At 62.2% G+C, this 20439-nt stretch carries 20 protein-coding genes; 6 read left to right on the top strand and 14 right to left on the bottom strand.

What is annotated here, in order from left to right; all coding sequences use genetic code 11:
• Positions 1–37: 37 nt before the first annotated feature.
• Complete coding sequence (locus tag DXY03_RS12690; protein ID WP_256377230.1) at positions 38–172, bottom strand: hypothetical protein; 135 nt, start codon at positions 170–172, stop codon at positions 38–40.
• Between the two features lie 140 nt (positions 173–312).
• A complete protein-coding gene (gene glyS / locus DXY03_RS02470) occupies positions 313–2478 on the bottom strand; it encodes a glycine--tRNA ligase subunit beta (protein WP_115008962.1) in 2166 nt (721 codons plus the stop codon).
• 88 nt (positions 2479–2566) lie between these two features.
• On the opposite strand from glyS, the gene DXY03_RS02465 reads away from it, so the two are divergent.
• Positions 2567–4309 (top strand): NADPH-dependent assimilatory sulfite reductase hemoprotein subunit, encoded by a 1743-nt coding sequence (locus DXY03_RS02465; RefSeq protein WP_115009262.1) that lies wholly within the window; start codon positions 2567–2569, stop codon positions 4307–4309.
• Here DXY03_RS02465 and DXY03_RS02460 read toward each other — a convergent pair.
• From DXY03_RS02460 to DXY03_RS02410, 11 genes are all read right to left on the bottom strand, one after another.
• The gene (locus DXY03_RS02460) at positions 4273–4974 is read right to left on the bottom strand and encodes a M15 family metallopeptidase (protein ID WP_115008961.1); all 702 of its coding nucleotides are present in this window, start codon (positions 4972–4974) and stop codon (positions 4273–4275) included. The two genes, DXY03_RS02465 and DXY03_RS02460, sit on opposite strands and share 37 nt — an antisense overlap.
• Before the next feature lie 22 nt (positions 4975–4996).
• Positions 4997–7513 carry an ATP-dependent DNA helicase RecG gene (gene recG, locus DXY03_RS02455; protein ID WP_115008960.1) on the bottom strand — a complete coding sequence of 839 codons (2517 nt, stop codon included), beginning with the start codon at positions 7511–7513 and terminating at the stop codon, positions 4997–4999.
• A complete protein-coding gene (locus DXY03_RS02450; RefSeq protein WP_115009261.1) occupies positions 7468–8589 on the bottom strand; it encodes a hypothetical protein in 1122 nt (373 codons plus the stop codon). Before DXY03_RS02450 ends, recG begins: the two co-directional genes overlap by 46 nt.
• Positions 8590–8594: 5 nt before the next feature.
• The gene (gene tsf, locus DXY03_RS02445) at positions 8595–9257 is read right to left on the bottom strand and encodes a translation elongation factor Ts (RefSeq protein ID WP_038555235.1); all 663 of its coding nucleotides are present in this window, start codon (positions 9255–9257) and stop codon (positions 8595–8597) included.
• Positions 9258–9341: 84 nt separating this feature from the next.
• Complete coding sequence (rpsB, locus tag DXY03_RS02440) at positions 9342–10058, bottom strand: 30S ribosomal protein S2 (RefSeq protein ID WP_006850376.1); 717 nt, start codon at positions 10056–10058, stop codon at positions 9342–9344.
• A 130-nt stretch (positions 10059–10188) separates the two neighbouring features.
• Entirely contained in the window at positions 10189–11121 is a 933-nt protein-coding gene (locus DXY03_RS02435) for a glycosyltransferase family 2 protein (protein ID WP_115008959.1), read from the bottom strand.
• A 91-nt stretch (positions 11122–11212) separates the two neighbouring features.
• Positions 11213–11368, bottom strand: coding sequence for a hypothetical protein (locus tag DXY03_RS02430; RefSeq protein ID WP_006850288.1), 156 nt, complete (start codon positions 11366–11368; stop codon positions 11213–11215).
• Positions 11369–11404: 36 nt separating this feature from the next.
• Positions 11405–12082 carry a DevA family ABC transporter ATP-binding protein gene (locus tag DXY03_RS02425; RefSeq protein WP_114989063.1) on the bottom strand — a complete coding sequence of 226 codons (678 nt, stop codon included), beginning with the start codon at positions 12080–12082 and terminating at the stop codon, positions 11405–11407.
• Positions 12082–13251, bottom strand: a complete 1170-nt coding sequence (gene devC, locus DXY03_RS02420; RefSeq protein WP_114989062.1) for an ABC transporter permease DevC — start codon at positions 13249–13251, stop codon at positions 12082–12084. The genes DXY03_RS02425 and devC overlap by 1 nt, the downstream gene beginning before the upstream one ends.
• Positions 13248–14144: an HlyD family efflux transporter periplasmic adaptor subunit gene (locus DXY03_RS02415; RefSeq protein WP_115008958.1), complete on the bottom strand. Its 897-nt coding sequence runs from the start codon at positions 14142–14144 to the stop codon at positions 13248–13250. The genes devC and DXY03_RS02415 overlap by 4 nt, the downstream gene beginning before the upstream one ends.
• A complete protein-coding gene (locus DXY03_RS02410) occupies positions 14144–14887 on the bottom strand; it encodes a phycocyanobilin:ferredoxin oxidoreductase (RefSeq protein WP_115009260.1) in 744 nt (247 codons plus the stop codon). Before DXY03_RS02410 ends, DXY03_RS02415 begins: the two co-directional genes overlap by 1 nt.
• 18 nt (positions 14888–14905) lie before the next feature.
• On the opposite strand from DXY03_RS02410, the gene DXY03_RS02405 reads away from it, so the two are divergent.
• A complete protein-coding gene (locus DXY03_RS02405) occupies positions 14906–16189 on the top strand; it encodes a pitrilysin family protein (RefSeq protein WP_115008957.1) in 1284 nt (427 codons plus the stop codon).
• Complete coding sequence (locus tag DXY03_RS02400) at positions 16186–17442, top strand: pitrilysin family protein (protein WP_115008956.1); 1257 nt, start codon at positions 16186–16188, stop codon at positions 17440–17442. The genes DXY03_RS02405 and DXY03_RS02400 overlap by 4 nt, the downstream gene beginning before the upstream one ends.
• Here DXY03_RS02400 and DXY03_RS02395 read toward each other — a convergent pair.
• Positions 17439–17666: a DUF3148 domain-containing protein gene (locus tag DXY03_RS02395; protein WP_006849608.1), complete on the bottom strand. Its 228-nt coding sequence runs from the start codon at positions 17664–17666 to the stop codon at positions 17439–17441. The two genes, DXY03_RS02400 and DXY03_RS02395, sit on opposite strands and share 4 nt — an antisense overlap.
• A gap of 56 nt (positions 17667–17722) precedes the next feature.
• Here DXY03_RS02395 and DXY03_RS02390 point away from each other — a divergent pair, with 56 nt between their 5' ends.
• Genes DXY03_RS02390 through DXY03_RS02380 form a run of 3 tightly spaced genes read left to right on the top strand, consistent with a single transcriptional unit; the run spans position 17723 to position 20434 of the window.
• A complete protein-coding gene (locus DXY03_RS02390; RefSeq protein ID WP_115009259.1) occupies positions 17723–18292 on the top strand; it encodes a biotin transporter BioY in 570 nt (189 codons plus the stop codon).
• On the top strand, positions 18289–18810 hold the full coding sequence (gene lspA, locus DXY03_RS02385; RefSeq protein WP_115008955.1) for a signal peptidase II: 522 nt from the start codon (positions 18289–18291) through the stop codon (positions 18808–18810). The genes DXY03_RS02390 and lspA overlap by 4 nt, the downstream gene beginning before the upstream one ends.
• A gap of 34 nt (positions 18811–18844) precedes the next feature.
• Positions 18845–20434 carry a YcjF family protein gene (locus DXY03_RS02380; protein WP_115008954.1) on the top strand — a complete coding sequence of 530 codons (1590 nt, stop codon included), beginning with the start codon at positions 18845–18847 and terminating at the stop codon, positions 20432–20434.
• Positions 20435–20439 lie beyond the last annotated feature (5 nt).

Genomic DNA, 20439 nt, shown 5'->3' with positions numbered 1-20439 from the left:
CTCAACATCACTCCAACACCAATGACAATGCTGCTGGTCAGTTGAGCGACTCGATCGCCTTGCCAGCGGCATCCTTGATCCGCTCAATCCCCTGCTCAATGCTCTTGGCGGGGGATGTTTCTTTCTTGGTCGTCGACCAGACGTTGATGGCGTAAACGGCGGCAGCAGCCAAGATCAGCGCCGCAATCACGCTGCCCTGACCATTTCCTCCTTGGCGGATCACCACAGGCGGCTGGGTGGTGGTCGTCTATTGATCAGACATTGCGGCTCAAGCGGCTGGCCCCTGCTTAGCCGCAGAGGCCATGGCTGCCTTCATTTGGATTGTATCGATTCAAATTCGGCAAAGACCGAAGCCTGATTGCGCAGGACCGCCAACAGGTTGAGGCGATTGAGCCTCAGCGCGGCATCGTCGACCATCACCATCACGCTGGTGTCACCATCAAAGAAGGCCTGGAGCGCCGGGGTTGCCGCGACGAGGGCATCGGCAAGGGCCTGATACGACCGCTGCTGAGCCAACGGCTGCAGCTGCTCGAGAGCTGCGAACAGATCCTTCTCACTGGCGGACTCGAACCGTTCGGCCTCAACCACTTCGCCGGCCACAAGCTGATCGCGTGCCAGATCACCTTTTTCGGCAAGCTTCGCTGCCCGCTGCACCACCGCCTGGACGGCATCCAGCTGACCGCTGTCCCGAAGGTCACGCAACAGTTGAATCCGCTGCTTGACATCAAGGGGATCACTGAGCAGCCGCTGACTGGAGACAGCATCACCCGCCACAGCCTGCACCAGATCAGGCGCAAAGCCGTCGTCTTCCAGTTGAGACACGATCCGCTGCCGCATCAGCTGACAAAGGTCGTTGTGCAGTTGGCTGGAATCCACCGCAAAGGCCGGGAACAGAGCAGCCCACTCCTCCACGGCGTTGCTGAGGAAGGCCATGAGGTCTAGGCGCCAGGCCATGCCCCAGAGAATCTGCACAACACCATTGCCGGCCCGCCGCAGGGCATAGGGGTCGGAGGATCCGGTTGGTCGCTCTCCCTTGGCAAAGATGCTGAGCAGCAGCTCGAGCCGTTCCGCCAAGGCCACAACGGCTCCCGCGGGGGTTGCGGGCAGAGCATCACCGGCTCCCCGGGGCAGATAGTGCTCCACCACAGCAAGAGCAACATCGCGGGGTTCTCCCTCCTCCAGGAGGTATTTGCCCCCCATCAGGCCCTGAAGTTCAGGGAACTCACCCACCATCTGGCTGACCAGATCGTTCTTGCAGAAATGAGCAGCACGCTGGGCCGCATCCACCACGCTCTGATCAAGACCGAGTTGCTTCAACAGCAGGCCCGTAAGCCGCTCGATTCGATCGGAGCGGTCCAGAAGACTTCCCAGGCCCTCGGCGAAGGTGACACGGTCGAGGGCTTCACGCCGGGATTCGCTGGACTGACGCCGGTCAACATCGAGGAAAAATTCGGCATCCGCCAGGCGAGCTCCGAGCACGCGTTCATTGCCGCGAACAATCAAGGACGACGCCGGGGCCAGGCCATTGCCCACCAAAAGGAACTGGGGCCGAAGCACAGCCTCAGCGGTGAGTCGGAGCGGATCAGCCTCCAGACCAGGCACCTGCAGCGGCACATAACGCTGGTGGGCCTGCATCACCGTGCTGATCACCTCCGGAGGAAGCTGGAGGAACCGCTCAGCAATGGTTCCCTCGAGAATCCTGGGGTCTTCAACCAGGTCCACGAGTTCCTCAAACAGAGACTCCGGACAGTCGGGAGTTCCGTTGGCGGCCTGTGCCGACTGGTCCAGGCTGGTGCGAATTCGTTTGGCCCGCTCCGCACGATCGACAACAACGCCAGCGGCGGCAAGGGTCTCTCCAAACTGCTCCGCTGATGCGATGGAGAGTGGCTCGTCACCATGAAGACGGTGGGCACGGCTGAAACGGTCGCTGCGGACCTCAGGGTCAGCGCCGCCCAGCACCACCGGGATCACCTCTGAACCCTTCAGCGCCAGCAGCCAGCGAATGGGGCGGCTGAAGCGCTGGGCTCCGGTGCCCCAGCGCATGAACCGCCGACCCTGCAAAGCATCAATCCATTGGGGGATCAGCCCCTGGAGCAGTTCAACGCAGGCTTGACCGGGGGTGAGCACGGTTGCGAAAACACAAGGCCCCTTGGGAGTGTCACGCTGCTCAAGAGCTGAGGGATCAACCCCGCAGCGCTTGGCGAAACCGATCGCCGCTGGCCCTGGAATGCCGTCCTTTAAGGCCTGAGCCACGGGAGGGCCCTTGCGGTCTTCCTCAAGATCTGGTTGGCGGTCCTCCAGATCAGCAACGGAGACCACCAGACGCCGGGGGGTGCCGAACACCGACACCGCTCCATGGCCAAGCCTTACCTCACGCAGATCACGGCTCACCCGTTGCTGCAGCTGGTCAAGCGCTTGCCTGACGAAATCGGCAGGAAGCTCCTCGGTGCCGATTTCCAGAAGAAAGGTTGCCGTCACGCCAAGGTCAGAGCCGGAAGCGACTGTATTGGAAGCCGTTTCGCTACGTTCAAATCAAGAAATCCTTTTCGGGGTGGGGGAAGGCTCCTTGGCAGTGGCGGAAACAGGAACTCAATCGCTGTCCAAGGCGGAGCAGCGCAAGCTGGACAGCGACCATCTACGCGACCCGTTGTTGAGCGAGCTCAGCAACGACGATGTTCGCTTCACGGAAGATGCCGTTCAACTGCTGAAGTTTCACGGCAGCTACCAACAGCACCACCGAGAACTGCGCAAGACGGACAAAGTTCGCAGCTGGCAGATGATGCTGCGGCTGCGCAGCCCGGGCGGACGCATCCCTGCCCGACTGTTCCTCGCACTCGATGACCTCTCCAACCGCCTTGGGGACGGAACTCTGCGGGCCACCACCCGTCAGGCCTTCCAGATGCACGGCATCGCGAAAGCCGACCTGAAAGAGGTGATCGGCACCATCGTTCGCAACATGGGCTCGACCCTGGCGGCCTGCGGGGACATCAACCGCAATGTGATGGCACCACCAGCTCCTTTTGAGAAAGGCGGCTATCCCGTGGCACGGCGCCTGGCCGATGAAATTGCCGATCTGCTCAGCCCCGAAGCGGCCGAGGGGGCCTATCTGGACCTCTGGGTGGATGGTGACCTGAGTTATCGCTTCAAGCCCAGCCGAGCCGTTCAGAAGGCCAGAAAGCGCCAGAGCGAGGGCGGCGTTTTTTCCGGCAGCACTGAGGAACCTCTCTACGGAGACACCTACCTACCCCGGAAATTCAAGGTGGCCGTCACCGTGCCGGGGGACAACTCCGTTGACCTGCTCACCCAGGACATCGGCTTGGTGGCCTTCACCGACCCCTCCGGCGATCTGCGGGGCTGCAACGTCTACGTGGGCGGTGGCATGGGCCGCACCCACAACAAGGAGGAGACCTTCGCCCGCACGGCGGATCCTTTGGGTTACGTCGATGCTGCCGACGTTCTGGATGTGGTTCAGGCGATCCTGGCGCTGCAACGGGATCACGGTGATCGGGAGGTGCGCAAGCACGCTCGCATGAAGTATCTGCTGCACGACAAGGGAATCCAGTGGTTCCGCGACACCCTGTGCGCGACCTACTTCAAGGGAAGCCTCAAGGGGCTGCGTAATGAGCCCAAGGCCAAACTTTTGGACTATCTCGGCTGGCATCGCCAGAAGGCAGGGATGTGGTTCGTGGGACTTCCCCTGCTCTGTGGCCGCCTGAACGGAGATCTCAAGGAAGGGCTAAGGGAGCTGGTAGAGACCTACCAGCTGGAGATTCGCCTCACCGCCAACCAGGACCTGCTGCTGTGCAACATCGGCACCTCCCAGCGAGCCAGCATTCGAACCCAGCTGGAAGCCCTCGGGTTTGAGGTGCCTGAAGCTCCAGCACCTCTAGCCAGGCATGCCATCGCCTGCCCAGCTCTACCCACCTGCGGGCTCGCCATCACCGAATCTGAGCGCATCCTTCCGGATGTTCTGGATCGCCTCGATGCCCAGCTGCGACGGCTCGAGATTGAAAAGTCCCTGCTGGTGAGGATGACCGGCTGCCCCAACGGCTGTGCCCGCCCCTACATGGCGGAGCTGGGCTTGGTGGGCAACGGTGTTAACCAGTACCAGCTGTGGCTCGGCGGCACCCCAAATCTCCAGCGTCTGGCGCGCCCTTACCTGGAAAAACTGCCCTTGGATGATCTGGAGACAACCCTTGAACCGCTCCTCCTTAGCTGGAAAGCCGCCGGTGGACGTCGCAGCTTCGGGGACCACATCGAGAAGCTGGGTGATCAGGAAGTGAGCGCGCTGTTGACGGCCTCGGCGTAGACCGCCACAGCTGCACCTTTTCGCCAGGCCCAGAGCTGATCACCGAACGAGTAGTGCCACCACTCGTTCGGATGCTGGGCAAAGCCGGCTGCTCCCATCACTTCAGCCAGCAACTGCCGGCGTTGATGCCAGAGCCGAGCTTCGGAATCCTCCCGACCGGCGTAGTGCTGCGGTTCAGACACCGCACCAATGGCATCAATCTCTCCCCCCATGGCCAGCGGCGTTCCATCGCTGCTGCTGAGGGTGAGATCAACAGCCGCACCGGTGCTGTGGGGAGGCGGGGTTGCAGGATACCGACTGGGAGCAGCCCAGAAGCGCCCCACATCGGACACCACCTGATCGAAGGCGTGCCCTGAGCGCGATTCCACGCCGCGTTCACGGCAGAGTTCCGAAATGCTGTGGTCCACCATGAAGGCTTGCACGGCGATCGGCCGCCAGGCATCAAAAATGCTCAGGCGCAGGCAGGGATCGTGCTCGAGCAGCTGCTGCTGAGCATCAAGCAGGCGCTGAACGACCCCCAGGCGCAATTGAAAGGGATTCCCCGACGTCCCATAGGGCGCCCCCAGCGCCATGTACGGGTGAGGTTCCATCCGCAACAAAGCGGGAGGCAGCGCTTGCAAAGGCTCGCCGCAATCTTCGATCGGGATTGAACTCCAGGGGCGCATCGAATCGCGGCAACGGGATGGATCAGTTCAAGGGAGTGCCACCGCTGAGGCGACGCTGCTGGGCCTCCAGGGTCTCGCGCAGCAACGGGTGCTGCTTGAGCTCAGGATCGTTGTTCAACAGCTCCTGGGCGGCTGTTCGTGCGTCCTCCAGCACAGCACCATCATCGGCAAGGCTGGCCAGGGCCAGATCAGGCAGGCCCGATTGTCGAGTTCCCAGCACCTGGCCAGGGCCCCGCAAGCGCAGATCCATCTCGGCGATCTCGAAGCCATCGGTGGAGCGCACCAGCACATCCAGACGCTGGCGGGCCAGGGGATTGGAGCTGCCATTGATCAACAGGCAATGGGAGGCAGCGGCGCCACGGCCAACGCGCCCCCGCAACTGATGCAGCTGCGCCAGGCCGAAACGTTCGGCATGGTCGATCACCATCACGCTGGCTTCGGGCACGTCCACGCCCACTTCCACCACCGTGGTCGAGACCAGCACCTGAGTCGTGCCAGCAGCGAAATCGGTCAGCACTGCCTGCTTTTCAGCACTGGAGAGACGCCCATGCAGCAAACCAACGGCCAGATCTGGGAACACCTCCGAGGCCAATTCAGCGTGAACTTCAACGGCTGAGCGAAGCTCGAGCTTTTCAGACTCGTCCACCAGAGGCAGAACGACATAGGCCCGCTGGCCCAGCTGCACCTCCTCACGGATCAACTCATAGGCCTTCTCCCGCTTTGCGGCCGTGAGCATGCGGGTGCGAATCGGTGTTCGCCCTGGCGGCAATTCATCGATCTGGCTGACATCGAGATCCCCATGCATCGAGAGCGCCAGGGTCCGAGGGATCGGTGTTGCCGTCATGGTGAGCAGATGGGGCTGCAAGCCCTTATTGAGCAGGCGATCCCGTTGATGCACTCCGAAACGGTGCTGTTCATCCACCACCACCAGCCCCAGGCGGTTGAAAACGACAGGATCTTCGAGCAAGGCATGGGTGCCCACCAGCACCTTCAGCGACCCGTTGGCCAGGTCATCCAGCAGCTCCCGACGGCGGGGCCGCGGCGTGGATCCCGTCAGTAAGGCGACGCTCACATGGAGCTGCGGCAGCCAATGACAGAGGTTGCGGTAATGCTGCTCGGCCAACACCTCCGTTGGGGCCATCAGGGCCCCCTGCCAGCCCGAGGCAATGGTGCTGAGCAACGCTGCAATGGCAACCACCGTTTTGCCCGAGCCCACGTCACCCTGCACCAGACGGGCCATGGGTTCGCTGCGCTCCAGATCAGCTTCGATCTCCTGAAACACCCGTTGTTGGGCTGCGGTGAAGCGGAAGGGCAAAAGATCCATGAACTCCCCCACAAGCCCATTGGCACTGGATTGCAGATCCAGGTCAGGACCCGTCCGGGAGCGCAGCGCCTGGCGTCGGCGCAACAGACCGAGCTGCAGGAGCAGAAACTCATCGAACACCAGCCGGCGCCGTCCCCGATCGAGGCTCTCGCGGTCCTTGGGCGCATGCAGGGCCTGCAGGGCCTCCGACAGTGCCGGCAGCTGGAATTGCCGCAGCATCGCGGCGGGGAGAGGATCAGGCCACGATGCCGCGAGGGGCAGAACCTGATCGATCAGGCTGCGGAACCGATCCGCGCCAACTCCTTCGGTGAGGGGATAAACCGGGAGAAGCCGGCCGATGCTGGGGGATTTGACCGGAGACGAGGGGCTGTCCAGCACCTCGATCAACGGATCCTGAAAGGTGATGCCGTAGGGGCCGTCTTTCACCAGACCACTGACGGCCACGGTGGCACCAACGGGGTAGAGACGCTGCTGGCCTTTGAGGTAAGCCGGAGAACTGAAGCGTTTGCCCGCCAGGAAACGGCTCACCTTCAGGCGACCGGTCGGGTCCTGCAGCTGGAGCTCAATGATGGAGAGGTTGGTGTTCCGTGGGCTGACGAATCCGTTGCAACGGCGAATCGTGGCGACGATCGTGGCTGTTTCCCCCGACACCAGCGCCTCAATGCGGCGCATCGCGGAGTAATCGACATGATCACGGGGGTAATAGCGGAGCAGGTCGCGGACCAGAAGCAGGCCGATCGAAGCCAGCCGTGCCGCGAATTTCGGACCCACACCACGGATCTGGGTGATGGGACTGTCGAGCTGCAGTGGTGAGCTGGCACGCTGCTGGGGCGACGCCTGAACCTTGAGGCGTGGCGGTGCCATCGGAGCCGAGGGTTCCAGGCGATGGCGCAGCTCATGCAGCCACTGACGGGCATCGGTGACCAAGCGACGGCGGGCCGGATCAGCGAGCTCCGGATAGTCGGCAAAGCCAGAGCTGAGCTTGGACATGCGTTCACTGATCCCCTGGGGGAAGGGAACGGCCGGAGGCGCTGCGAGTTGCTGCTGCAGAAAGGCGTGAAAGCGCTGCTGGCGACCCTGCAGATTCTGAAAACCACGGTCGGCCTCCAACCCCAGCGAGCGCTGAATGGGAAGCATCCAGGTGAGGAGCAGCGACAGCTGCTCGCTGGTCAGTCCCCGCTCAGCTGCTGCGTTGAATCCGATGGGGTCTGCCAATGGGTCCGGGCCTCACGATCCAGGGAGCGACGCTGCCAATGACGCTGCTGCCGCACCATTGTGAGCAGAGCATGGTGGTGAGCGCGCAATCGTTTGCGGCACTGACGCAGACGTGGGCTGTCGAACTCCAGATCGTTGCTGCGTAAGAGCACACAGAGCACATCCATGCCCTGGTCGAGCTCACCGACGGCCAGAGGGAGGCGCAGGCGAAGCACGTTCGTGGCGGTTGGCTGCGTTTCGACCTGCCCCTTCAGGACAGCATCCAGAAGGCTGATGGGAAGAAGGGTCTGGGCCAGTCCTGACCGCAGCATCTGCACATTCACCGCATGGGACAGGTTGCGAAGGCGTCGCTCAAGCGCCTGATCCATGGCCTGGCTCCAGTGCAACAGCGCATCCGGTTCATTCGGGAGAAAGTGGTCGTTACCGTCCACCGAAGGATCAAGAACAGCACCGGGATCAAGGGGCTGTTGGGCCTGCTGCATCGCATCACCGGCCAGCTCGAACAGTGAGCGGAGCACATCCAAATCACCAGAAGATTTGTTGTCTGCGGGTTCAGGGACCGGTTCTTTAACGGGATCCGGGGAAGCGGTCCTCGGGGGGGATTCAAGCGGTGAAGCCAAGCTCAACTGAATGGATCCGCTCGGTTCTTCCCGTGGGAGCTCAGAGGTGGGTGGCTCGGTTTCAGGCGCACTCTCCTGGGACTGGCGACTGAGCTTCTGCAGCATGGTTCTGCTGGCATGGGCCTGCTGGCGCCGTTGCTCCTGCTGCATCTGCCGCACTAGCTGCATCAGCTGCTCAACAGTGAGCAGAACGCAGCAGCGGTCGATCAGGTCTGTGACCGCTGCATGGAAATTCTGACGGGTCGACTCCGGCAGCCGACCAAAACGGGAGGGATCAACCTCACCGAGAAGATTGAACAGGGCCTGACGGGTGGCTCCTTCAAGCAGTTCCCGCAGCACCTGAAGATAGAGAGCCTGCTCCCTGTACAGGGCGATGGCCCGCAGCCGGCACAACCGTTGAAGGCGTGCCAGCTGTTCTGACGGGTCGTAAGCAGGCCTGACGTCCGGGTCGGACAAGGGAATCAGCCGGCGTTCTGCATGGACGCCACTTCAGCAGCGAAATCGTTCTCTTCCACCTCGATGCCCTCGCCCAGGGTGTAACGGGTGAAGCGACGAACTTTCACATTCTCGCCGATCTTGCCAGCGGTTTGCTTGACGAGGTCAGCAACGGTGATGGAGCTGTCCTTGATGAAGGGCTGCTCCATGAGGGCGAGTTCCTTGAGGCGCTTGCCGATGCGGCCCTCAACGATCTTTTCCTTCATCTGCTCAGGCTTGCCCTCGAGATCGTCACGACCCATCTCGATCGCCTTTTCCCGCTCACGGATCTCGTCGGGAATCTCGTCGGTGGTGACGTACTCAACGTTGGGGCATGCCGCCACCTGCATGGAGACATCACGCAACAGCGACTGGAACATGTCGCCCCGGGCCACGAAGTCGGTTTCGCAGTTCACCTCAACCAGCACACCCACGCGGGCACCGGTGTGGATGTAGCTGCCGATGGCACCCTCGGCGGCGGTGCGGCCGGATTTCTTTTCAGCGCTGGCGATGCCTTTCTGGCGAAGCCACTCAACGGCCTTGTTGGCATCGCCTTCCGTGGCGGCCAGGGCCTTTTTGCAATCCATCATCCCCGCGCCGGTCTTGTCGCGCAGTTCTTTGACAAGCTTGGCGGATACGGCAGCAGCCATCGGTCGGAGCAGTGAGAAGGGAAATTGAATCGCCGCCGATTCCCTGATTGGAATCAGCGGCGTGAACTTAGCGGTGAGAGGAGATCAGCCTTCGCTGTCGCCACCACGCTGATCGTTGGAACCGTGGCGGCCCTCATTGATCGCATCGGCCAGACGGCCAAGGATCAGTTGCACAGAACGAACAGCATCGTCGTTGCAGGGAATCGGCACCTCACAGAGGTCCGGATCACAGTTGGTGTCCAACATGGAAACCAGGGGGATGTCGAGCTTGCGGGCTTCGAGCACCGCATTCGACTCACGACGCTGGTCCACCAGGACCACAACATCGGGAAGGCGACGCATGTTCTTGAGGCCACCCAGATACTTCTGAAGACGCTCGAGTTCGCGACGTAGCACCGCACCTTCCTTCTTGGGGCGCATGGCGATGGCGCCGCTGGACTCCATCCGCTCCAGATCCTTGAGACGGTCGATCCGGGCCTTCATGGTGGTCCAGTTGGTGAGCATGCCGCCCAACCAGCGCTGGTTCACGTAGGAGGCTCCGCAGCGGGCGGCTTCCAGCGCCACAACTTCAGAGGCTTGCTTCTTGGTACCAACGAAGAGGAAACGCTTGCCGCTGCGTGCCGCAGAACGGGTCCACTTGTAGGCATTGTTCATGCAGACGGCGGTCTGCACGAGGTCGATGATGTGAACGCCGTTGCGCGCGCAATAGATGTAGCGCGACATCTTGGGGTTCCAGCGACGGGTCTGGTGCCCAAAGTGGGCACCAGCCTCCATCATCTCGGCGAGGGTGACGACAGCCATGGTTTGAGGGTTTCGGGTTCGCCTCCACCTGCCAGGGACCTGAACAACCAGCAGGGGCTGGTCTCACGGTGCACCCGAAACGGGCAGGTGTGCGGAGTGAAAGGACCTATAGAAGGTATCAAAACGTTGATCAGCGAAGCCCTGCCGCTCTGGCTTCACGGAACAGGGCACGCACACCGATGCGATTGAGAGGCAATCGAAGCAACTCCATCGCCGTTCCGGGATAGCCATGCCGGATCAGCCAACGGAGCAGCGGGCGAAGGCTTGAGGGATTGATCAGCCCACCGAGGGTGAGCACTTCCCAAAGGATGCGATGGAACCAGGTGAACTGGATGATCAACCGCACCCGCCTGGTGGGATGTTTGCGGTAAAAAACAAGTCCCATACGGGCCCGTTCACCCTCCACTTCCACCAGTCGGGGGATCTGGTCGAGACTCAGGGCGGGGTGCCAGTGATAGCCGACAGCGTCCGGGCACTTCACCAACTCAACCCCCATCCGCCGCAGACGCTCTCCCAGTTCCAGGTCCTCCCAGCCGTAGAGGCGGAAACCAGTGTCAAACAGGCCTGAGCGCTCCAGCACCTCCCGATCGATGGCCACATTTCCAGTGGCGAAATAAGCCCAGGACAAGTCTCGTAATTTGTGGCGCTCCGAGCAGGGTGCTTCGAAGTTGGCGGTGTTGATGACAGCGCCGTAGGTGAAGCAGAGCCGATCACCGCGCCGTTGCCAGCACTGCTGCAAAGCCCGTGCATGGGTGGCCAGAAAGGTTTCTGTGACCACCAGATCGCTGTCGATGAAGACGATCACATCTCCACGGGCGTGATCCACACCGCGGTTTCGGCCCTCGGCAGGACCACCGTGCTCCTGCTCGATCAGGCGCACATGGGGAAAACGCTGGGACTGCTCGCTCAGCCATGACGGCGTTCCATCGGTGGAACCGTCGTCAACCACAACAACCTCGTAGTCCTGAAGAGCCCCAGAAAGCTGCTGATCTTCCAGTGCCGAGAGGCATTTCTCGAGGATCGGGCGTCGGTTGTAGGTCGGAATAACGACGCTGACGAACATCGCGACGGCCGATGCAAATGGCCACCCACCCTACGAACAACAAAAAAGGGGCCCGCAGGCCCCCTTTTTGATGCATGGTCTGATCCGTTGATCAGTCGGCGGCACCACCGTTGTTGGCGGTTCCGGTCACACCGTTACCAGCGCCTTCACCACGGCCATCGTTCCGCATCTTGCGCTTCTTGAACTTGCGGGCGTAGGCGCGGTTCCGCTCCTGCTTTTCTTTCTTCAGGTTTCTGCGCTTGGCCATGCGGAACTGCGGGCTCTGATGTCAACTTTCATCGTACTAAACAGCATTCTTTAATCGCCCGTCCTCCATCTGAAGCAGGCGATCGGCCACATCAACGATGCGCGGGTCATGGGTCACCATCAGCACCGCGCAGGATTGTTCACGGGCGAGTCGGCGAAGCAGCTCCACCACCTCCCGGCCCGTACGGCTATCCAGGGCAGCGGTGGGTTCGTCAGCCAGGAGAAGGCGGGGGTTTGCGGCAAGGGCACGGGCAATGGCGACCCGCTGCTTCTGTCCACCGGACAAGTCATGGGGGACTTTGGCCATGTGGTCCTCCAGGCCAACGGCACGGAGCCACTGACGAGCCTCATCCCGGCGCGCCCTGTAACTGAGATCAGGCAGAAGATCGGCTCCCATCTGCACGTTCTGTTCAGCAGTGAGGCAGCGCAGAAGGTTGTGCCCCTGAAAAATCATTCCAATGCGCCGGCGCACCTGCTGGCGGCGCCGGCGGCCTGCACCATGCAGGGACTCACCAAGCACCGACACCTCACCCTGCTGAACCGTCCGCAAGGCGCCGATCAAGGTGAGCAGTGTCGTCTTGCCACAGCCCGAAGGACCGGTCAGCAACACCACTTCGCCCGGCTCGATGCTGAAGCTGATGTTCTGAAGAACCGCGCGGCGCATCTCCCCTTGGCCGAAAGCGTGGGAGAGGTTGTCGACAACAACAGCTGCCATCAGAAGATCTCCGCAGGGTCTGCATCGATGAGACGACGCATGGCCAGGAACGACGACAACATGCACATCACCAGGATCATCACCAGAACGGTCAACGCCCGGGACAGATCCATGCCGACGGGCAGCTTGGTGGCGTCACGAACGAACCAGTACAGCCCCTGACCGGCCATGTAGGCGGGGACGTACCCCATCGCCGCCAGATAGAAGCCCTCACGAACCACCACTCCCAACAGATGGCTGAGGCGATAGCCCATGGCCATCAAAGTGGCGTACTCCGGCAGGTGATCACTCACATCGGTGTACAGCACCTGATAAACGATCACGCAGCCCACCACGAAGCCCATGGCGGCGCCGAGCGTGAAGATGAAACCAATGGAGGTGCTGCTCTTCCAATAGTTCTGCTCGAAATCGATGAAGCCCTGCTTGGTCAGCACCGAAACATCCTTGGGCAGTCGCTGTCTCAATCGGGACACCACCTGCTCAGGATCCGCGCCGGGCTTCAACCGCACCAGACCCACTTCGATCGCCCCAGGCGGCTTCTGAGGCATCAGATCGAGGAATGTCTCCGTGCTCGTGAGCAGGTTGCCGTCGGCACCGAAGCTGGTGCCCAGGCTCACCAGACCCGCCACCCGGACGCGGTTGCCAGCGATCTCGGTTTCCACCACACGGCCATCGCGATACCAATCGGCAATGGGTCCGAATTCAGGACGTGACAGCTGATCGAAGAGGATCCGACCCTTCTGCTTGAGAGCGTCAGTTTTCTCAGCCAGGGAGGGATCGACAAAAAAGGGGTCGTCGGGATTGAAACCCAAGGCCAGGATCGACCGGTTGCGCCGCGTTTCCGGGTTCCGCCACAGCATCAGCCCCCAATGCACCGGGGTCACCCCATCGACGTCTGGATCAGCCAGGGTCTGAACTAGCCGCCGCCTTGGAAAGGCCTCCATGCTCACGGAGCTGGCAGAGCGGGGACTGATCAGAACAACATCAGCATCGAAGAGCCGGTGCGCTGTGACGCTGGCGTCAAAGAGGCCATCACGGAATCCAAGCTGCATGAACATCAGAATTCCTGCGAAACTGATGCCAGCAAGCGCCACCAGCAAGCGAACGGGCTGGCGCGTCAGCAACAGCCAGGAGAGGGGAATCCGACGCCCCCGCCAGAACCGGTTCATGGATCGAAGCGGGCGATCACCTTCAAACCCGCCAGACGACTGACCTTGGCGGCATCTTCAGGGTTCAGCACCACATCAACCATCACAACGCGGGCGTCGGCATCGCCGGTGGGATCGGTGGAGAGAACAGACCGTTGTTCCACCTGCGGGCTGATGCGCAGGACACGCCCGACGAGTTCACCTCGGAAACCACCGTTCTCGCTGATGAGGCGCACGGACTGGTCGAGGCGGATCAGGGAGATGTCGGATTCGTAGACCTCGATGCTGGCCTGCATCGCCTGATTGGCCCCCACATCCATCACCCCCTCTGCACCAGGGCGCTCGCCTGCACGGGCATGCAGCTTGAGCACAACACCATCAAGGGGCGAGATCAGCTGACTGAGCACGAGGTCGGCCTGAAGCCCTTTGCGCTCCGCCAGGGCCTGATCCCGCTGTCCCTGAAGACGCACCAGCTCCTCACGCTTGTTATCCACCAGAGTCAATTCGGCCGCACCCCAATCGGCGGCTCTGCTGAAGCGCTCTACCTCAAGGGCTTGAAGCTGTATCTCCTGATCGAGGCTGCGCAGCTGCGCATCGACGCGGTCCAGATCAGCGAGCAGTCCATCCCGGTGATCGAAGGACGCCAACACCTGGCCGGTCTTGATCAGATCACCCTCATTCACATTGAGGGCTGCCACCCGGGGTGTCCCCGCCATCCCCGCATTGGGAGCCGCCAGATTGCGGATGTCCCCAGCGGGCTCCAGCTGCCCCAGGGCCGCGACCGCTTCGGGACGAACCGTGGGTGCAGGCATCGGTTCAACCGGCTTGGGTTCGGGCGTCGGCCGCAGCAACCAGCCGCCGATGACCGCAATGACCAAACTTCCAGCCAGAACAGACCAGCGCTTGGGGGTCATCAGAGTTCCGGAGGGTTGTCGAACAGAAGCATGTCGATGTAGCGATCGGCCCAGGCTGAATCGAAGGCCTTCTCGAGCACGCGGCGGGTCTTGTCGTTGCGTTTCTGCTGAAGGCAATAGTTCAACTGACCCTCGTACCGGCGGACTGTAGTGAGAGCCGTGGACGGTTCGGGAGTCGCCTCGTTCACACTGGTAGCCATCACCTGCAGGTAATGGCTCACCAGTTCCTGAAAGGCTGCTTCCTCGTCAGCACCATCGGGGCGGATGAAGCACACCTTGTTCGAGAAGATGGCTGATCCCCAGGCCGGCAGCTCCCGAACCTGACGGAACGCCGGCCATGGCCTGGCCTCAAGCCGCTGGATCAGCTGCTCCGGCAAGTCATCGGAGGTGGGGGACAGATCGACGATCGCGGCGGAGATGCCTGCAGGGCCGGCCACGATGTCGGCCCCGAAGATCGGCAAGTCGTAGTGGGGATCGGGGAACCAGACGCTGTGGAGGATCTGCAGGCCGTTGCCGAGTCGCGCAACCTCCAAATGAAGTTTGCGAAGGCCGATGCAGCGAAAAAGCTCGTTGCCGATCGATAGGCCCTCGCCATCGAGTTGCCCCTGGATGAAGCGCAAATCCTCATCGCAGGGGAGGATTTCCAATCCGGGCAATCCCGCCCAGGCACTCCGGATCGACGCCGCTAAGGCCTGCACGAGGGGATGCTGTCCTGGCGGTGGCGCCAGCGGCTTGGGCTGCATCGAAAGGGCAGGCACAGAATGGAACTTTGCCACGCAGTTCTGAACCTTCCGTTCTCCGGTCCCCCACTGGACCATTGGACCCTCCCCAACGGAGTGCGCTGCGTGACGGCGGACATGCCGGATGCACCCCTGACCTGTCTCGATCTCTGGTGCCGTGCCGGCAGTGCCAGTGAGCAGCCAGGGGAAGAGGGCATGGCCCATTTCCTGGAGCACATGGTGTTCAAGGGAAGTGAGCGACTGGCCGCAGGGGCATTCGATGAAGCCATCGAAGCTCTGGGGGGCAGCAGCAATGCCGCTACAGGCTTTGATGACGTTCACTTCCACGTGCTGACACCCCCGGATCGAGCCCGCGAAGCGTTGGATCTGTTGTTGGAACTGGTGTTGCAGCCAAGCCTCGAGCCTGACGGGTTCAACACGGAACGGGGGGTGGTGCTTGAAGAGATCGCTCAATACGCCGATCAACCCAATGAGCAGGTGCTGCAACTGCTGTTGAGCAAGGGCTGTGACCAGCACCCCTACGGCCGACCCATCCTGGGTACCCCCCGCAGCCTGGAGGCCATGACGCCCGAGGCCATGCGGGCGTTTCATCAGCGGCAGTACCGCGGTTCCAACTGCTGTCTGGCGATGGCCGGGCCTTCGTCAGCGGAGCTGCGCAGTGCCCTGGGTTCCTCGGCTCTGGCGGACCTCCTGGATGCGCCTGAGCCCTCATCACCGTCATCGCCCCTGAGCGTGCGTCCTGGACGCGAAAGCGTTGTTGTGGACCGGCTCGAATCCGCCCGACTGCTGATGCTCTGGGAAGCTCCACGGGCCCAGGATCAAACAGGCGTGATGGCCGCTGATCTCGCCACAACCCTGCTGGGGGAAGGAAGACGCAGTCGTCTCGTGAACCGCTTGAGGGAGGAACTGCAGATCGTTGAAAGCGTGTCGATGGACCTCTCGGTTCTGGAGCAGGGAAGCCTGATCACGCTGGAGGTGATCTGTCCAGACGAGCATCTGGAGGCTGTGGAAGACGAGGTGAACCGGCAGCTGCGCGCCATGGCGGAAGAGCTCGTGAGCGATCAGGAGCTGAAACGGGGCCAGCAGCTGGTGAGCAACGGACTGCGCTATGCCTTGGAATCGACGGGCCAGGTGTCTGGGCTCAGCGCCAGCCAGACCCTCTGGGACCGGCAGCAGGATCTGCTCCATCCTATTGCTTTCCTGCCGCCATGGACGGCCGAGCGGCTTCGCTCAGACCTGTTCCCAAGGCTTCAACCCGAACAGGCGTTTGTGCTGACCGCCCAGACAAAGACGAAAGACGGATGAGCAACCTCGAACTGCTGATCGAACCGGTCTCAAGCCCGGGGATTCTGGCCGCGAAACTGCTGCTTCCTTTCGGCAGCGCCGACGACCCTGCAGAAACACGGGGGGCCCATGACCTGCTGGCATCTCTGCTCAGCCGCGGCTGTGGACGACACAACCACGTTGACCTGGCGGACCTTGTTGAGGGATGCGGAGCAGGTCTGCGCTGCGATGCCCAGGAAGATGCGCTCGTGCTGAGCCTGCGCTGCACGGTGGAAGACGCGGAGCAGCTCCTGCCCCTGCTGGCCCAGATGGTTCGTTCCCCCCGGCTTGAGCCTGGCCAGGTGGCCCTTGAACGTTCGCTCACGATTCAGGCCTTGCAACGGCAGCGGGAGGATCCCTTCCATTGCGCCACAACCGGATGGCGGCAGCTGACCTATGGCAACGGGGGCTACGGCCACGACCCGATGGGCATCGCTGAAGAGCTGGATGATGTGGATCGGGAGGCACTTCTCCCCCTGGCCGAGCGGCTACCGAGGGCATCGAGCGTTCTCGCCCTGGCGGGCAGCGTCCCACCGCAAATCATCGACACGATTGGCTCCCTTGAGGACTTTCGCGACTGGCCAGAAGGGAGCGGCAACGATCGCTCAGGCCGCCGTCCCTACGCCGAAGCAGTAGGAACCGAAACGATCCAGCTCGAAGCAATGGACACCGAACAGGTGGTTCTGATGCTTGGGCAGGCGACGCTGGGGCATGGACACCCGGATGAACTGGCGTTGCGACTGTTGCAATGCCATCTGGGGGTGGGGATGTCGAGCCTGCTGTTCCAGCGCCTGCGGGAAGACCATGGCGTGGCCTACGACGTGGCCGCGCACTTCCCTGCCCTGGCAGGACCGGCGCCCTTTGTGCTGATGGCCTCGAGCGTGGAGGAGCGCTCAGAGCTCGCGCTGGACTTGCTGCTGAACATCTGGGACGAGCTGAGTGAGCAACCCCTCAGTGAGGCCGCACTCGAGCTCGCACGGGCCAAGTACATCGGTCAGCTCGCCCAGGGCCTGCAGACCTGCTCCCAACGGGCAGAGCGACGGGTTCAGCTGAAGGCCCAAGGGCTCCCCGACAATCATGACCAGCGCTGTGTGCGGGCTCTTGCGGAACTGACACCGACGGATGTGCTCCATGCCGCCCAACGTTGGCTGAGGGAACCACGACTCAGCCTGTGCGGAACTTCCGCTGCACTGAAGCAGCTTGAACGGCGCTGGGATCGGCGGGACGCTGCTTAGTCCACCTCAGCGGCATCCACCGGATCCAGCCGATCGAGGGGGATCAGAAATGTGCCCCGGCGAAAACGCACAGCAACCGTGTCCATCGGATGAAGTGCAACCACCTCGCCCACTTCACCGGCGGCCACCAGATCCGGCGGTCGCAGCATCGGCATCGGATCCGCCGACTTGAGGTACGGAAGCTGCTGCGACAGGCGCAGCTGATCACCAATGGATACCGACATCTGAACTGGGCAGGATCTGCATTGTCGAGCAGGATGGGCCGAGTTGAGTGAGTGATGTGAGGGCTCTCGCCTCCTGGTGTGGTGCCCTGGCGGGTCTGCTGGCCATCCTCATCGGTGGTCTTGTGCCGGCCGCGTTGTTCCTGCCTGCTCCCGAGCCGATCCTTCTCCCCCTGCCGGTCACGTGGCAGGTGCCAGCGCTGCTTCTCTGCGCCATGGTCAGTGGCCCGCGTGCCGGCGTGATGGCCGCTGTTGGCTATCTGAGCCTGGGATTGTTCAGCCTGCCGGTGTTCCATGGCGGTGGAGGGCTGAACTACGTGCTTGAACCGGGTTTCGGCTATCTCGCGGGCTTCGTGCCCGCAGCCTGGCTCACCGGTCGACTGGCGCAGCAGGACGGCATGGATGACCTGCCCAGACAGTCGCTCTGTGCCCTGGCAGGGCTGCTCGTTCTCCAGATCTGCGGGGTGCTGAATCTCGCCCTCGGGGCACTGCTGGGGCGATGGAGCCTTGATTTTCCCCAGCTGCTGATGCAGTTTTCAATCGGTCCGCTACCGGCTCAGATGCTGCTCTGCATCGGTGCAGGATTCCTTTCAATTGTGCTTCGTCGGTTGCTGATCATCGAGCCATGAAGAGACCACTTCCACGTCGCTCAACCCTGCTGATTGCCCTTGTGATCGTGGTGGTGGATCAGCTGAGCAAGGCGGCGGCCTCGAGCGCTCTGCGAGGGGGTCAATCCCTACCCCTGCTGCCAGATCTGCTCTCGCTGCAATTGGTGCACAACACCGGCGCAGCCTTCAGTGTTTTGCAGGGCTCCACTGCCCTGCTTGGGCTGCTCAGCTTGGGGGTGGGCATTGGGCTAATCCTGTGGATCTGGCATGAACGGGTGCTGCCGTTCTGGCAGGCCCTCGCCGCAGCAGCGCTTCTAGGCGGAACCGTGGGCAATGGGATCGACCGTTGGCGTCTTGGCCACGTGGTGGATTTTCTAGCCCTCGAACCGATCAATTTCCCGATCTTCAACGGGGCGGATGTCGCCATCAATCTCGCCGTGCTCTGCTTTGCCATCGACCTCTGGACCCGCCGGGGTGACAGCAGCCTCCGTGACAAGAGCCTTCGTGACAACAACCTCCGTGACAACAGCCGTGGCTGACCCAAACTTGCCCTGAGGCTGGTGTGACGCAGGCATGAAACGCCAAACCCGGTTGCTGCTCGGTCTCGCCGTTGCCTTTGTGGCACTCGTGCTTATCGGCGCTGCCGTTCAGACCATCCGCAGCCTGCTGTGGGATCTGAGTTACTTCCTGCCTCCCTGGTTGCTGACGCCGGTGCTGCTGCTGGGGTTCGCGCTGGTGGCCACTCTGGCGGTGCAGGTGGGTTGGCCGATGTGGAAGCGCCTGAAATCACGCCCAAGCCAACACCCACGCCAAGCCACCCCGGCTCCACAGAACCGGCGGGATGCCGCGACCACCAGCCTCGGCCATGTGGATCGTCTGATCGAACGCATTCAGGACGACATCAGTCGCCGCAGCCTTCAGTACGAACGCGACCGGGTCGCCGAGGAACTGAAGCGAGGCGATCTGGTGGTTGTGGTGTTCGGCACTGGATCTAGTGGCAAGACATCGCTGATCCGTGCCCTGCTCAATGAAATGGTCGGCGATGTGGGAGCGCCCATGGGCGTGACCAAAACCAGCCGCGCCTACCGGCTGCGTTTGAAAGGCCTGGAGCGTGGTCTTCAGCTCGTGGACACCCCAGGAATCCTGGAAGCCGGAGACGAAGGACTCAGCCGGGAGGAAACAGCCCGTCGTCGGGCGGTTCGTGCCGATCTATTGATCGTGGTGGTAGATGGGGACCTCAGAGCCTCGGAATACGCCGTCGTGACCTCGCTCGCCGGGCTCGGCAAGCGGCTGCTCCTGGTGCTGAACAAGCGGGATTTACGCGGAGTTGACGAGGAGAAAAGGCTCCTGCAGGTGCTTCGCTCCCGTTGCCAGGGACAGCTCAACGCTGCTGATGTGGTGGCCTGCAGCGCCTCTCCTCAATCGATTCCTCAACCCGGCCGTCGCCCGCTGCAGCCGCTGCCTGACGTCAGCGATCTGCTGCAGCGCCTCGCCGTTGTGCTGCACGCCGAGGGGGAGGAATTGATTGCCGACAACATCCTTCTGCAGTGCCGATCCCTCGACAGCCGCGGGCGTGACCTGTTGAACAACCAGCGGTCTCGGGAAGCCAAACGTTGCATTGACCGCTACAGCTGGATGGGAGCGGGGATTGTCGCTGCCAATCCGCTACCCGGGGTGGATCTGTTGAGCACCGCAGCGGTGAATGCCCAGATGATCCTTGAGATGGCCAAGATCTATGGGGTCGAGATGTCCCGTGATCGCGCCAAGGATCTGGCCCTGTCCCTTGGACAGACCCTGGGCAAGTTGGGCATCGTCAAAGGTGCCATGAGCTTGCTGCGCACCAGCCTGAGCCTGAGCTTGCCCACTCTGGTGCTGGGGCAGGTGCTCCAGGGGGTGGTGACCGCATGGCTAACCAGAATCGCCGGAAGCAGTTTCATGCGCTACTTCGAACAGGACCAGGACTGGGGTGACGGTGGCATGCAGACCGTGGTTCAACAGGCCTTTGAGCTCAACCGACGGGAACTCTCACTGCAGCGCTTTCTGGCCAGTGCCATGCGGCAAGTGGTTGAACCGCTTCAGCAGTCTGCGGCGGGACGTCTTCCCCCCCGGCCAGGGCCTCAGCAGGAGGGGGAAGCATCGGCCCCCGGGCATCCAGAACGGTGATCAGA

Origin of the sequence: Synechococcus sp. N5 (genome assembly GCF_900473925.1) — a bacterium.
Classification (GTDB): Bacteria; Cyanobacteriota; Cyanobacteriia; order PCC-6307; family Cyanobiaceae; genus Parasynechococcus.
This window is presented reverse-complemented; position numbering and strand designations above follow the sequence as displayed.